Raw genomic sequence first — 12,975 nt, forward strand, 5'->3', positions numbered from 1 at the left:
GGGACGCGCTGGTCGCCGGCGGCCGAATGTTATATTATTCCGTAACACTTTCAACCCGTGCCGACCGTCATGTCCTCATCGTTCGATCTGCGCGCCGCGCTCGACCGCCTCGGCGCCACCGGTTCGCTGCTGTGCGCGGTGCATTGCGCGGTGTTGCCGCTGGCGCTGGCGGTGCTGCCGTCGCTGGGTCTGGCGATGTGGCTGGGCGAGGGCGTGGAGCGCACCCTGGTCCTGTTCGTGACCTGCCTGGGCCTGTTCAGTCTGGTGCTTGGGTATCGCCGGCACCGTGTGTGGCAGGCGCTGGGATTGCTCATCCTCGGCCTGCTGGCCCTATGGGCCGGGCTGCTGGTGCCGGCGCTGCATCATGCGGTGGCGCCGCACGCGGCGATCATGACCTTCGGCGGCACCCTGGTCGGCCTGGCGCACCTGCTCAACCTGCGCTTGAACCACGGCCACGTGCACGACGCAAGCTGCGCCCATTGAGCGCACGTGGTAGGCTTGCCGCCCTTGCGCGAGGGCGCTGACCGCGTTGGCCTCGCCAAACCCCGTGCATCTCGCGGGGGTTTTCGCAAACACATTCAGGAGTCGATGAGCATGGGTAAGGGTGACCGCAAGACCGCCAAGGGCAAGCGCTACAACGCCAGCTACGGCAATTCGCGCTCGCACAGCGTGAGCAAGGTGGCCGTGGGCGCTGCATCGCCGGCCGCGAAGAAGTCGGTGGTCAAGGCGCCGGCGGTGAAGAAGGCCGTGGCCAAGAAGACGGTCGCCAAGGCCGGCTGAGCCAGCCACCGGTTGCGACGAAGAACGCGGCGCTTGCGCCGCGTTTTTTTATGCCTGGCGTCCATGCCTGGAGGTCGCCGTGAGGCGGAGAGAGATGGCCCTGCAGCGAGGAGGGTGGAGCGGGGAGCGCACTCCCCGGTCGTTCGTTCGTCGCTCAGGACACGCGGCCGCTCGGGGCGAGCCGCCGCTCAGTGAGGACGCGGCGCGCTGGGGCCGTCGTCGCGGTCGTCGTGCTCGCTGCCGGCCAGGTCGGCCACCAGCGAGGTCGGCGTTTCCTCTTCCGCAGGCGGCGTGGGCGCCGGCGGTGGCGCCACCAGCAACAGCTCGGCCAGGCCGCGGTAGATCGGCGTGCGGCAGACCAGCGCCGAAGCGCCGCGGGCGATCAGCACCGTCGCCAGGATCGGCAGCAGCATGTCGCTGCTGTCGGTGAGTTCCAGCGAGATCACCGCCGAGGTCAGCGGCGCCTGGGTGACGCCGGTGAGATAGGCGCACATGCCCAGCAGCACGAAGATGCGCGGGTCCACGCCCGGCATCAGCACGGCCAGGTTGTGGCCGAGCCCGGCGCCGACCGCGAGGGCCGGCGAGAACAGGCCGCCGGGGATGCCGGCCACGTAGGACACCAGGTTCGCCAGCAGTTTCATCAGGCCGAATTCGTGGCCGACGCTGGCGTGCCCCTGCACCAGGCTGCGCGCCTGCTCGTAGCCGGTGCCGAACGCGCCGGCGCCGAAGATCAGGCCCAGCAGCACCAGCGCCAGACCGCACAGTGCGGCCAGCAGCACCGGCTGGCGCCGGCGCAGCTCGCCCAGCCAGCGCGGCTTGCCGGCGACGGTGAGCAGCACCATGCGCGCGAAGGCGCCGCCGAGCAGGCCGGCGACCACGCCGCACAGCAGGATCGCCAGCCACGCCTTGCCCAGCGGCAGGCCGGCGGTGGCGACCCGGCCGAAGTAGGTGTAGTCGCCGAGCAGGCCCAGCGAAATCACGCCGCCGACGATCACCGCGGTCAGCAATGTGCCGGAGAAGTGGTGCTCGAAGCGTCCGCTCAGTTCCTCGATGGCGAACACCACGCCGGCCAGCGGCGTGTTGAACGCCGCGGCGATGCCGGCGGCGCCGCCGGCCAGCAGGAAATGGCTGGCCTGGCGCGCATCGCGAAAGCCGAACCAGCGCCCGAACACGTACATCAGGCTGGCGCCGACGTGCACGGTGGGACCTTCGCGGCCGATCGAGGCGCCGCCGAACAGGGCCATGGTGGTCAGCATCAGCTTGCCCGCGGACACGCGCAGCGACAGGTTGGCCTGGCGGAAGCCGTCGTCGGGACGTTCCAGCGCGGCGATCACCTGCGGGATGCCGCTGCCGCGGGTGGGGCGCAGCGCGCCGTTGGTCAGCCAGGCCAGCAGGGCGAACACGCTCGGGGTCAGCAGCAGCGCCCACCATGGCGAATGCGCGCTGATGCGCTGGAACACGTGGAAGGCGGCGTCGCTGGCCTTGGCGAAGACGATGGAGACCAGGGCCACCGCTACTGCGCCGCCCCACAGCACGGCGCGCTGCTTCCAGCTCTCCTGCGAGATCAGCGGGCGCAGACGATGGCGCAGGCGCGGCGGTTGCGCGGAGTCGGGCGAATGCATGCCGCCATTGTCGCACGCGTTGCCATGGGCGGGCGTCGCCGCGCCGCGACCGTTGTCGTGGCGCTCAGGGCGTGTCACCCATTCCCGAGTATGCCGCGCGCCTGCCAGACCCAACCCGAAGGGCCGCGCTTGCGCGCGCCCGTGGTCGCGTCATCGCTCGGGCGTGGACGCTTGCTACAGGCACGCGCAATCGTGGCGCGGCATGCTCGGGGAGTGGTGGCCCGCCTTAGCGCAGCGCCGGCAGCAGCGCCTGCGGATCGCCGTCGTTGGGGGCGGCGGGAATGCCGAGCAGGCGGGTCAGCAGCGGGTAGACGTCGACGTTGTCGATCGGCGCCAGGGTGACGCCCTGGCGGAACGCCGGGCCGCGGGCGACGAACACCGCGCGCATCGACGGCAGTGCCGGGTCGTAGCCGTGGGAGCCGCGCAGGCTGCGCGGCTTCTCGGCGATGCGCGCACGCGGCAGCGCATCCCAGCCCTCGTGCATCTGGCACACGATCGGCGGGATGCGCGGATTGCTGCCGTAGTGCCAGCGCGCCGGCAGTTCGCCCTTGCGCCAGCAGTCGTACTGCGGATGCGCGCCGAGCAGGCGCGCCTCGGCCGCGGCCTCCTGGCCCGGGCGCGGGGCGATGCCCACCGACTGCCCGTAGCTGATCACCGTGACCTGTTGCGGCGGGACCATCTCCTCGACCGCCAGCACCTGCTTGGGCGGCACCGCGGCCATGCCGTGGTCGGAGACCAGCACCAGGTTGATCCGGTCCAGTTCGCCGCGCTGCGCCAGGCCGTCGAGCAGATGTCCGATCGCCGCATCGATCCTGGCGACGGCCTGCGCGTATTCCCGCGACTCCGGGCCATGCTCGTGGCCGGCTTCGTCCACCTGTTCGAAGTACAGCGTCAGCAGCTGCGGACGCGGCGCGCTGGGATCGTCGAGCCAGCCCAGCACCTGGTCGACCCGCGCGTTCGGCGGCATGTCCGCGTCGAAGGCCTGGCGGCGGCTGGGGCGCACGCCCTGGATGGCCGCCTCGCTGCCCGGCCAGGCCCACGTCGCCGCGTGCAGGCCGGCCTTCTCGACGCCGACCCAGATCGGCTCGCCGCCCCACCAGCGGCCATCGCTGACCGCGGCGCGATCGCTGAGCTGGAACGTGCCCAGCAGCGGGTCCTGCATGCTGTTGTGGACGATGCCGTGATGGTCCGGGCGCAGCCCGGTGGCGATGGTGTAGTGGTTGGGGAAGGTCAGCGACGGATAGGAGGGCGTCATCCACTGCGCGCGCACGCCGTCGTGGACCATGCGGCTCAGGTTCGGGGTGATGCCGCGATCGAGCATGTCCGCGCGCAGGCCGTCGATCGAGATCAGCAGCACCGGCGTGGGTAGCCTCGCCGGTACGGCGGCGCTGGGTGCGGCGGCCGCGGCGGTCGCGTGCGGCGACGTGGAGGGGGCGGAGGCGCAGGCACCGAGCAGCAGGGTGGCGCAGACGAGCGTGGAACGCAGGACGGAGGACATCATCGCGGCATCATAAGGTGCGGACGGTGACGTGGCGAAGACAGCGCCTGCCGCGCGCGTGCATCGCTATCCGGGGCGCGCGATGCCGCAGCGCTCGCGGCGTCGCCGCCGCAGGCTGCGACGCTCAGCCGAACAGCGGGGCCATGGTGCCGGCGGCCGCGTCGCCGCCCTCGCGTCGCTCCAGCGCCAGCAGCGCGGCCTTGGTCGGCAGGCCGCCCCCGAAGCCGGTGAGCGCGCCGTTGGCGCCGATCACCCGGTGGCAGGGCAGCACGATCGGCAACGGGTTGCGGCCATTGGCGGCGCCGACCGCGCGCACCGCACGCGGCTGGCCCACATGCTGCGCCAGTTGCGCGTAGCTCCAGGTCGCGCCGAACGGGATCTCGGCCAGCGCCAGCCACACCCGCCGCTGGAAGTCGGTGCCGTGCGGCGCCAGCGGCAGGTCGAAGTGCTCGCGCTCGCCGGCGAAGTAGGCCAGCAACTGCTCGCGCGCGGCACGCACCGGGGCCGGATCGTGCACCCAGTCGGCACGGCCGCGGGCGTCGTAGCGGTTCTCGGGGAACAGGATGTGACGCACGCCATCGCTGCCGACAGCGACGGTGAGTAGGCCGATCGGGGTGTCGAAACGGTCGTAGTACAGCGGGGACGCGGTCATGCGCGGGTCTCCTCGGGAGGGTCGTTGGCCAGGTGCCACAGGTGCAGCACCGCGTAGGCGCGCCAGGGACGCCAGGCCTGCGCGCGCGCCTCGGTGGCGCGTTCGCTCAGGCGTGCGCCGTCCGCGCCGAGCATGCGCTGCAGGACCAGGTCGCCGGCGGGGAAGGCGTCGGGCTGGCCGAGCGCGCGCAGGGCGATGTACTGCGCGGTCCAGGCGCCGATGCCGGGCAAGGTGATGGCGTGGGCGACGAAGTCGTCCAGGCGCTGGCCGGCACGGAACGACAGACGGCCGTCCAGCACCGCCTGCGCCAGCGCACGGATCGACGCCGCACGCGAGCGCGGCAGGCCGATGGCTTCCAGCGGCGCGTCGCGCAGCGCCTGCGGGGTCGGGAAGGCGCGGTCCAACCCCGGCGGCTGGCCGGGCCGCGCGGCGCCGTGCCGATCGACCAGGCGCGCGGCCAGGGTCGCTGCGCCGGCCACGCTGACCTGCTGGCCGAGCACCGCGCGCACCGCCACTTCGAAGCCGTCCCAGCCGCCCGGCACGCGCAGCCCGGGGCGCCGCGCGATGGCACGCGCCAGCAGCGGATCGTCGCCGAGCGTGGCGTGCACCGCGCGCAGGTCGGCATCCAGGTCGAACACGCGGCGCACCCGGCGCACGATGTCGGGAATGGCGCGCGGATCGGCCGCGGCGATGTGCAGGCGCAGTTCGTGGCGCTGCGGATCGGCCTCGACACGGATGCGGGTGGAGGCCTCGCAGGGGCCGAGCACGCGCTCGTAGCTGGCCTCGCCGATGCGCTCGATGCCGGGGATCGCGCGCTTGCGCAGGAACGCCAGCATCGCCGGGAAGTCCAGCGGCGGCCGATAGCCCAGGCGCAGCACCAGATCGCCGCCGGGACTGTCGGTGCGCTGCTTGCGGATCGCCGAGGGTGGCATGCCGCAGCCGTCGAGGAACGCGGCGTTGAAGCGGCGCAGGCTGTTGAAGCCGGCCGCCAGCGCCACCTGGGTGATCGGCAAGGCGGTTTCGGTGAGCAGTTGCTTGGCCAGCAACAGGCGCCGGGTCGCGTGCACCGCCGCCGGGGTGGCGCCGAGCTGGGCCACGAACAGGCGCTGCAGCTGGCGCGCGCTGATGCCCAGTTCGGCCGCCAGCGCGGCGACGCTGGCGTCCTGCAGCGCGCCCTCGGCGATCAGCGCCAGTGCGCGCCGCACCACTTCTTCGCCCAGGTGCTGCTGCGCCTCCGGCGAGAGTTCGGGGCGGCAGCGCAGACACGGCCGGTAGCCGGCCGCCGCGGCCGCGGCGGCGCTGGGGTAGTAGCGCACGTTGCTGCGCTTGGGCGGCGGCGCCGGGCACACCGGCCGGCAGTAGATGCCGGTGCTGCGCACGGCGGTGAAGAACACGCCGTCGAAGCGCGCGTCGCGGGACTGGCGGGCGCGGTCGTAGAGGGCGAGATCGGTGGCGGCGAGGGCAGGCATGGCGCCAGTCTAGTCGGCCCCGGCGCAGCGCACTGGCCGTTTTCGGACAGCAATGCCGCGGCTGTCGCGTGGCCGCGGTGCCCGCGGTTTAGGCGCAGTTGGGGAGGTTCCGCGCGGCGGCACTAGACTAGGTCCACAGGCGCCTGGCGCCTGTCTTTTTCGTCTCGTCCGTGGATCCTCCGTTTGGCCGCTCCGTTCAGACTCTGCTGGTTGTCGCTGTGTTGCCTGGGCCTGTTGGCCTGCGGGCAGCAGCCGGCGTCGGCGCCGCGGACCGTCGCCGACAGCCCCTCCGCTGATGGCGAGCACATGGTCTCGATCGGTGCGCCGCCGGCACCGCCGCCGCATGCGGTCGCGCCCAAGCGCGACCCGCAGGCCTGGGACGAGGCCACCCTGGAGAATGGCGAGGCCTTCATCAGTTGCGACACCGACTATGCCGCCGACGCCGGCGACGGCCAGCCGCTGGCCGGGCTGGACCGGCCCGCCGTGGAGGCGGCGCTGGCGCCGTGCCGCGAGCGTGGGCTGATGCGGGTGCGCTATGTCGGCAAGATCAACGCCGGCTTCGCCGAAATGGTGCGGCGCCTGGCCGAGGTGGCCAGGCAGACCGGCATCGGCAAGCGCGTGCTCGACCTCGATTCCAGCGGCGGCCAGGTCGAGGCGGCGATCCGTGCCGGCGATGCGATCGGCGAATCCGGCTGGACCGTGTGGGTGCGCGAAGGCTCGGTCTGCCACAGCGCCTGCGTGTTCGTGCTGGCCGCCGGCGACAACCGGCTGATCTCCGGCAAGGTCGGCATCCACCGGATGATGCGGATCAGCTCCACTGCGACCTCGCGCGCCGAGCTCAATCGCGAGTTGCAGGAGGTCTATGGCAACGTCAAGGACTACCTGGAACGCAACGGCGTGGCGGTGGCGGTGGCCGATCTGATGATGACCGTGCCCAACCGCAGCCTGCGCCTGCTCAGCAGCGACGAGCTCAAGCAGTACGGGCTCGACGGCACCAACGCGGTGCAGGACGACCTGGAGCGGATCAAGCAGTTGCGCAAGTGCGGCGACGATTTCGTGCGGCGCAAGGATGCGTTCCTGGTCGCCTTCGACCAGGAGTGCAAGACCAAAAAAGACGTGGACCTTGAGAGCCTGACCGCCTGCGGCCAGGCGCTGAAGCAGCGCTTCGGGTTCCCGGACCAGGCCTGTCCGGCGGAAAGCCCGCTGTCGGAGATCGACGTGGCGACCCTGCCGCTGGCCTCGCCCGGCGCCTGAACGGCCGCTGCGGCGTGTGCCGCCCATTCACGTGGCGGGCATGGACGCGGGGCTAGCGTCGCCGCATCCCATCCCGGAGCGCGCGCATGGCCGCCGGAACCCGCTTGATGCTGCGGCTGTACCTGCCCCCGGCGTTGTTGGCGTTGGGCGGTTTCGTGATCGCCGAAGTGCTGCTGCACCTCGCCAACGGGCTGCATGCGCCGTGGCTGGCGCGGACCGGCTCGCTGCTGAGCCTGTTCGGCCTGCTCGCGGCGACCGCGTGGGCACTGTGGGCGAGTTGGCGCGCCTGGCACCGGCAGCGCTATGCCGCCCCGGCCGCGGCCGCGGTAGTGGCGAGCGAGAATACGGTAGTGGCGAGCGAGGAGACGCCATAGGGCCGCTGCGCTGGCCCGCGCAGGCCGCGTAGACTGCGGCACTTGCCGCCGCCGCTGCCGAGCGATGTCCTTGTCCATCTCCTTCGCGTTCCGCCTCACTCCCGTCCTGCTGGCCCTCGTTGCTAGCGTCGCTTCCGCGCAGAACGCGCCACCGGCATCGTCCGCGCCCGCGCCGACCACCGCCCCGCCAGCGGCACCTGCCGCACCTGCTGCCGCGCCTGCGGCGGCACCGAAACCGGCGCCGCGCCATGCCGCCGCTGCCGCACCCGCACCCGGGCCGCTGGCCAAGCAGGATGCGCAGATGGCGCAGGCCGGCCTGCGCGCCGCGCAACTGGTCGATGCCGGACGCACCGGCGAGCTGTGGGACGGCGCCTCCGTTGTGGCGAAGAAGGCGGTGACGCGTGCGGTGTTCGTGCGCGAGATCGACGCCGCGCGTGCGCGGCTGGGCGCGCTGCTCGGCCGCGGCGTCGCCAGCGTGGCGCGGGTGCAGTACGCCGCCGGCTCGCAGGTGCCGCCGGGCACCTACGTCAACATCAGCTTCCCCAGCCGCTTCGCCAATGCGCCGCAGCCGGTGCCCGAGCTGGTGTCGTTGCGGCTGGACGAGGACAAGACCTGGCGCCTGGTCGGCTATCACGTGGCCATGCCCGATTGAGCGGCATGCTGCGCGCCGTCTTCCTTCCCTCCGAGGCTCCGATGCCCATCGAAATCCGCATGCTGGCCTGGGCGATCCTGCTCGGGATCGCGCAACTGCTGCTCGCCTCCGCCTTCGTCACCGCGCAGCGCGGGCTGAAGTGGAACGCCGGCGCGCGCGATGCGCCGCAACCGCCGCCGGCCGGCGTGGCCGGGCGCCTGGACCGCGCGCTGCGCAACTTCCTGGAAACCTTCCCGTTCTTCGCCGCCGCGGCGGTGGCGGTGGCGGCGCTGGGCAAGGGCGATGCGCACACCGCGCTGTCGGCGCAGATTTACCTGTGGGCGCGGGTGGCGTACGTGCCGCTGTACGCGGCGGGCGTGCCGTACGTGCGCAGCCTGGTGTGGGTGGTGTCGCTGTGGGCGATCCTGCAGCTGGTGTGGGCGCTGTTCTGAGCCCCGCGGGCTGCGACCGATCGTCGCAGCGCTGATCCAGATCAAGGACGCGGTGCGCGGCGGTCGTATCCTGGCCGGGTCCGATCACGGAGTCGCCGCATGCAAGTGGATATCGCCATCGTCGGGGCCGGCCCTGCCGGCCTGTGCTTCGCCCGCTCGCTGGCCGGCAGCGGCCTGTCGCTGGCGCTGATCGAGCCGCAGCCGCGCGCGGCGCTGGCCGAGGCCGCCTTCGACGGCCGCGAAATCGCCCTGACCCATGCCTCGCGAGCATTGCTGGATCAGTTGGACCTGTGGCCGCGGATCGACCCGCAGGCGATCGCGCCGCTGCGCGATGCGCGGGTGATGAACGGCTCCTCGCCGTTCGCACTGACCTTCGCGGCGGGCGAGGGCGGCCGTGGCGATCTCGGCTGGCTTGTGCCCAATCACCTGATCCGCCGCGCCGCGTTCGCCGCGGTGCAGGACCAGCCCGGTCTGACCTTGCTCGATGGTGTCTCGGTGCAGGCATTGCGCCGCGACGCGCGCCAGGCGCAGGTGCAGCTCTCCGACGGGCGCCGCGTGGCGGCGCGCCTGGTGGTCGCCGCCGACAGCCGCTTCTCCAGTACCCGGCGCATGAGCGGGATCGGTGCGCAGCTGCGCGATTTCGGCCGCACCATGCTGGTGTGTCGGGTGCGCCACGAACGTCCGCACCATCAAACCGCCTGGGAGTGGTTCGGTTACGGCCGGACCATGGCCCTGCTGCCGCTGCACGGCAACGAGGCCTCGGCAGTGCTGACCCTGCCGCCGGAACGCGCGCAGGCGCTGCTGCAGATGGACGAGGCGGCGTTGGGGGCGGAGATCAGTACCTGCTTCGAGCATCGCCTGGGCGCGATGACGCCACTGGTGCGGCCGCAGGCGTACCCGTTGGTGGCCGTCTATGCGCAGCGCTTCGTCGCCGAGCGCTATGCCTTGATCGGCGACGCCGCGGTGGGCATGCATCCGGTGACCGCGCATGGGTTCAACTTCGGCCTGCAGAGCCAGGCGCGGCTGGCGCGTGCGCTGCACGACGCGGTCGCGCGCGGCGGCGACATCGCTGCGCCGGCCTTGCTGGCCGGCTACCAGCGCGGGCACCGCCTGGCCACGCGGCCGCTGTACGAAGCGACCAACGCGATTGCCGCGCTGTACACCGACGATCGCCTGCCGGCGCGCGCCCTGCGCAGCGCCGCGCTGCGCGTGGCCGACCGGGTCGCGCCGTTCAAGCGTGCCATCGCGGCGCACCTGACCCAGCGCGTGGCGGCCATGGCGCGCTGAGGGGGGCGGTCGTGCCGATGCATGCGTGCGTGTCTATCGGTGCTCGGCGCGGCTTGCTTTCAATCCCGAATCCCGAATCCCGATCTCAGCGGCGGCTACCTGGCGTCGGCGTGCCGCTGTTCCGCACCGGCGACCAGCGCGTCGAGGGCGCTCTGCAGGTCGCCGCTGCGCTGCGCCGCTTCGATCGGGGCGATGGCCCAGGCGCAGCCGGCGTGGCGCAGGTGCTGGCGCCAGTCGCCGGTCCAGCCCTCCAGTTCGTCCAGCGCCAGGGAGATGGAGCCGCCGCGCTCCGCGTGGCCGCCGCGGATGGACTGGCCCAGGCGGAACGGCTGCGCTGCGTCGGGGTCGAGCTGCGCGATGTACACGTCGTGGTGCGGATCTTCCGCAGATGGCGCGATGTTGCGGATGCCCAGCGTGATCAGCATCGTGCGGCGATCCGCGCTGTCCGGCGCCACCGGCCGGCGAGTGGCAGGCCAGGGGCACCGATGGCGGTCATGCCTTGCCGAGCACCTGCACCTGCACGTCGCCCAGCTGTACCACCTGGCCCGCGCGCACCTTGCAGGCCTTGCGCAGTTCGACCTCGCCATCCACGCGCACCTGGCCTTCGCTGATCACGGCCTTGGCGGCGCCGCCGCTGTCGCACAGGCCGGTCAGTTTCAACAGGTGCTTGAGTTCCACGTAGTCGCTTTCTAGCTGGAGATCGATGGTCTGCATTGGGGGCTTGCTCGGAAATCGGCGCCCATTGTCGGTCATTCGCGGGCAAAACGCCCGCCATGTCGGCGGCTGGGGGCTGTCGCCGCTGCCGCAGCCTGCGGCGCCGCGCCTGCTGCAGGCGGCCGCGGTGGCCGGCGTCCGGCAGTGCGGAGAGGGTCACGCCTGAACGGTGTCGTTCACCTGCTTTCGACATGCGGCCCGGCAGGGCGCACAATAGGGGCTTCTTTGCGCCTGCCGGTTCTCTGCGGCGCCCCCGGAGTCTCCCATGTCCCAAGATACCCCCGCGCCGCTGCTGTTCGCAGATCTCGGCCTCTCCCCTGCTGTGATGAAGGCGGTCGCCGACGTCGGCTACGAGTCGCCGTCGCCGATCCAGGCCGCCACCATCCCGGCGCTGCTGACCGGCCGCGACCTGCTCGGCCAGGCGCAGACCGGCACCGGCAAGACCGCCGCGTTCGCGCTGCCGATCCTGTCGCGGCTGGATTTCGCTCAGCGCAAGCCGCAGGCGCTGGTGCTGGCGCCCACGCGCGAACTGGCGATCCAGGTGGCCGAGGCGTTCCACCGCTACGCCGCGGCGATCCCCGGCTTCCAGGTGCTGCCGGTGTACGGCGGCCAGCCCTACGTGCAGCAGCTGTCGGCGCTCAAGCGCGGCGTGCACGTGGTGGTGGGCACCCCGGGGCGGGTGATCGATCACCTGGACCGCGGCACCCTGGACCTGTCCGAGCTGAAGACGCTGGTGCTCGACGAAGCCGACGAGATGCTGCGCATGGGCTTCATCGACGACGTCGAGGCGGTGCTGAAGAAGCTGCCGGAATCGCGCCAGGTGGCGCTGTTCTCGGCGACCATGCCGCCGGCGATCAAGCGCATCGCGCAGACCTATCTGAACGACCCGGCCGAGGTGATCATCGCCTCCAAGACCACCACCTCGGCCAACATCCGCCAGCGCTACTGGGCGGTGAGCGGGCTGCACAAGCTCGACGCGCTGACCCGGATCCTGGAGGTCGAACCGTTCGACGCGATGATCATCTTCGCCCGCACCAAGGCCGGCACTGACGAGCTGGCGCAGAAGCTGCAGGCGCGCGGCCTGGCCGCGGCGGCGATCAACGGCGACATCCAGCAGGCGCAGCGCGAGCGGGTGATCCAGCAGCTCAAGGATGGCAAGCTCGACGTCCTGGTCGCCACCGACGTGGCCGCGCGCGGCCTGGACGTGGAGCGGATCAGCCACGTGCTGAACTACGACATCCCCTACGACACCGAAAGCTACGTGCACCGTATCGGCCGCACCGGCCGGGCCGGGCGCAGCGGCGAAGCGATCCTGTTCGTCAGCCCGCGCGAGCGCGGCATGCTGCGCGCGATCGAGCGCGCCACCCGCCAGCCGATCGAGGAAATGCAGCTGCCCAGCGTGGACGCGGTCAACGACCAGCGCGTGAGCCGCTTCATGGAGAAGATCAGCGAGACCATCGCCGCCGGCGGCATCGACATGTACCGCGACCTGCTGCAGAAGTTCGAGGCCGAGAAGAACGTGCCGATGGTGGAAGTGGCCGCGGCGCTGGCGCGCCTGCTGCAGGGCGAGACGCCGCTGCTGCTGGCCCCGGACCGTCCGCGTCCGCCGCAGGGCGAACGCTTCGAGCGCCGCGAGCGGCCCGAGCGGGGCGAGCGCCCGGAGCGTCCCCGGTTCGAGCCGAAGTTCGAGCGCGAGCCGCGTGCGCCGCGTCGCGACGACGGCGAGCGCCCGGCGCGTTCGGCCCCGGCCGCGCGTGGCGAGGATTTCGACTACCACCGCGACGTCGGCAGCTTCGAGGCGCCGCGCCGCGACAAGGCGCCGAAAGCGCCGCGCGGCGCGCCGGAAGTGGGCATGGAGACCTACCGCATCGAGGTCGGTCACCAGCATGGGGTCAAGCCGGCCAACATCGTCGGCGCGATCGCCAACGAGGCCGGGCTGGAGAGCAAGTACATCGGCCGCATCGACATCCACGACGACCATTCGGTGCTGGACCTGCCGGCGGACATGCCGCGCGAGCTGCTGACGCACCTGAAGAAGGTCTGGGTGTCCGGCCAGCAACTGCAGATGCGCAAGCTCGAGGGCGACGATGCCGGCGGCGCGCCGTTCAAGCCGAAGTTCGCCCGTACCGGCAGGCCCGGCGGCAAGCCCAACGCCGCCGGCCCGCGCCCGGCCGGCCGCTTCGCCGCCGACCGGCCGCCGCGCAAGGGGCCGCCGAAGCGCTGAGAGGCCGGGAATAGGGAG

At 72.2% G+C, this 12,975-nt stretch carries 14 protein-coding genes; 8 read left to right on the forward strand and 6 right to left on the reverse strand.

Annotated elements, in window-relative coordinates:
• Positions 1–69: 69 nt before the first annotated feature.
• On the forward strand, positions 70–483 hold the full coding sequence (locus ACHWVH_RS19220; RefSeq protein ID WP_017907253.1) for a MerC domain-containing protein: 414 nt from the start codon (positions 70–72) through the stop codon (positions 481–483).
• Between the two features lie 111 nt (positions 484–594).
• Complete coding sequence (locus tag ACHWVH_RS19225; RefSeq protein ID WP_017911843.1) at positions 595–780, forward strand: 30S ribosomal protein THX; 186 nt, start codon at positions 595–597, stop codon at positions 778–780.
• Between the two features lie 188 nt (positions 781–968).
• On the opposite strand, the gene ACHWVH_RS19230 is transcribed toward ACHWVH_RS19225, so the two are convergent.
• From ACHWVH_RS19230 to ACHWVH_RS19245, 4 genes are all read right to left on the reverse strand, one after another.
• On the reverse strand, positions 969–2,402 hold the full coding sequence (locus ACHWVH_RS19230; RefSeq protein ID WP_295924703.1) for a chloride channel protein: 1,434 nt from the start codon (positions 2,400–2,402) through the stop codon (positions 969–971).
• Positions 2,403–2,628: 226 nt separating this feature from the next.
• Positions 2,629–3,903, reverse strand: a complete 1,275-nt coding sequence (locus tag ACHWVH_RS19235) for an ectonucleotide pyrophosphatase/phosphodiesterase (protein WP_394687781.1) — start codon at positions 3,901–3,903, stop codon at positions 2,629–2,631.
• A 121-nt stretch (positions 3,904–4,024) separates the two neighbouring features.
• Positions 4,025–4,552, reverse strand: coding sequence for a methylated-DNA--[protein]-cysteine S-methyltransferase (locus tag ACHWVH_RS19240; protein ID WP_295924701.1), 528 nt, complete (start codon positions 4,550–4,552; stop codon positions 4,025–4,027).
• Positions 4,549–6,021, reverse strand: coding sequence for a DNA-3-methyladenine glycosylase 2 family protein (locus ACHWVH_RS19245; RefSeq protein ID WP_394687782.1), 1,473 nt, complete (start codon positions 6,019–6,021; stop codon positions 4,549–4,551). The genes ACHWVH_RS19240 and ACHWVH_RS19245 overlap by 4 nt, the downstream gene beginning before the upstream one ends.
• A gap of 210 nt (positions 6,022–6,231) precedes the next feature.
• Here ACHWVH_RS19245 and ACHWVH_RS19250 point away from each other — a divergent pair, with 210 nt between their 5' ends.
• The 5 genes from ACHWVH_RS19250 to ubiM all read left to right on the forward strand — a co-directional run bounded on the left by ACHWVH_RS19250 (position 6,232) and on the right by ubiM (position 10,019).
• Positions 6,232–7,275: a hypothetical protein gene (locus ACHWVH_RS19250; protein WP_148829043.1), complete on the forward strand. Its 1,044-nt coding sequence runs from the start codon at positions 6,232–6,234 to the stop codon at positions 7,273–7,275.
• An 86-nt stretch (positions 7,276–7,361) separates the two neighbouring features.
• Positions 7,362–7,649, forward strand: a complete 288-nt coding sequence (locus tag ACHWVH_RS19255; protein WP_267084753.1) for a hypothetical protein — start codon at positions 7,362–7,364, stop codon at positions 7,647–7,649.
• A gap of 76 nt (positions 7,650–7,725) precedes the next feature.
• Entirely contained in the window at positions 7,726–8,301 is a 576-nt protein-coding gene (locus ACHWVH_RS19260) for a DUF4019 domain-containing protein (protein ID WP_394687798.1), read from the forward strand.
• 41 nt (positions 8,302–8,342) lie between these two features.
• Positions 8,343–8,732: an MAPEG family protein gene (locus tag ACHWVH_RS19265; protein ID WP_026143987.1), complete on the forward strand. Its 390-nt coding sequence runs from the start codon at positions 8,343–8,345 to the stop codon at positions 8,730–8,732.
• Positions 8,733–8,831: 99 nt separating this feature from the next.
• On the forward strand, positions 8,832–10,019 hold the full coding sequence (ubiM, locus tag ACHWVH_RS19270) for a 5-demethoxyubiquinol-8 5-hydroxylase UbiM (protein WP_295949506.1): 1,188 nt from the start codon (positions 8,832–8,834) through the stop codon (positions 10,017–10,019).
• Between the two features lie 95 nt (positions 10,020–10,114).
• On the opposite strand, the gene ACHWVH_RS19275 is transcribed toward ubiM, so the two are convergent.
• A complete protein-coding gene (locus tag ACHWVH_RS19275; RefSeq protein WP_267093883.1) occupies positions 10,115–10,444 on the reverse strand; it encodes a hypothetical protein in 330 nt (109 codons plus the stop codon).
• A 67-nt stretch (positions 10,445–10,511) separates the two neighbouring features.
• Positions 10,512–10,733, reverse strand: a complete 222-nt coding sequence (locus tag ACHWVH_RS19280; protein ID WP_017909138.1) for an RNA-binding S4 domain-containing protein — start codon at positions 10,731–10,733, stop codon at positions 10,512–10,514.
• Positions 10,734–10,998: 265 nt separating this feature from the next.
• Here ACHWVH_RS19280 and ACHWVH_RS19285 point away from each other — a divergent pair, with 265 nt between their 5' ends.
• A complete protein-coding gene (locus ACHWVH_RS19285; protein WP_394687783.1) occupies positions 10,999–12,957 on the forward strand; it encodes a DEAD/DEAH box helicase in 1,959 nt (652 codons plus the stop codon).
• Positions 12,958–12,975: the final 18 nt, after the last annotated feature.

It is taken from the genome of uncultured Xanthomonas sp. (genome assembly GCF_964278005.1).
Classification (GTDB): Bacteria; Pseudomonadota; Gammaproteobacteria; order Xanthomonadales; family Xanthomonadaceae; genus Xanthomonas_A; species Xanthomonas_A sontii.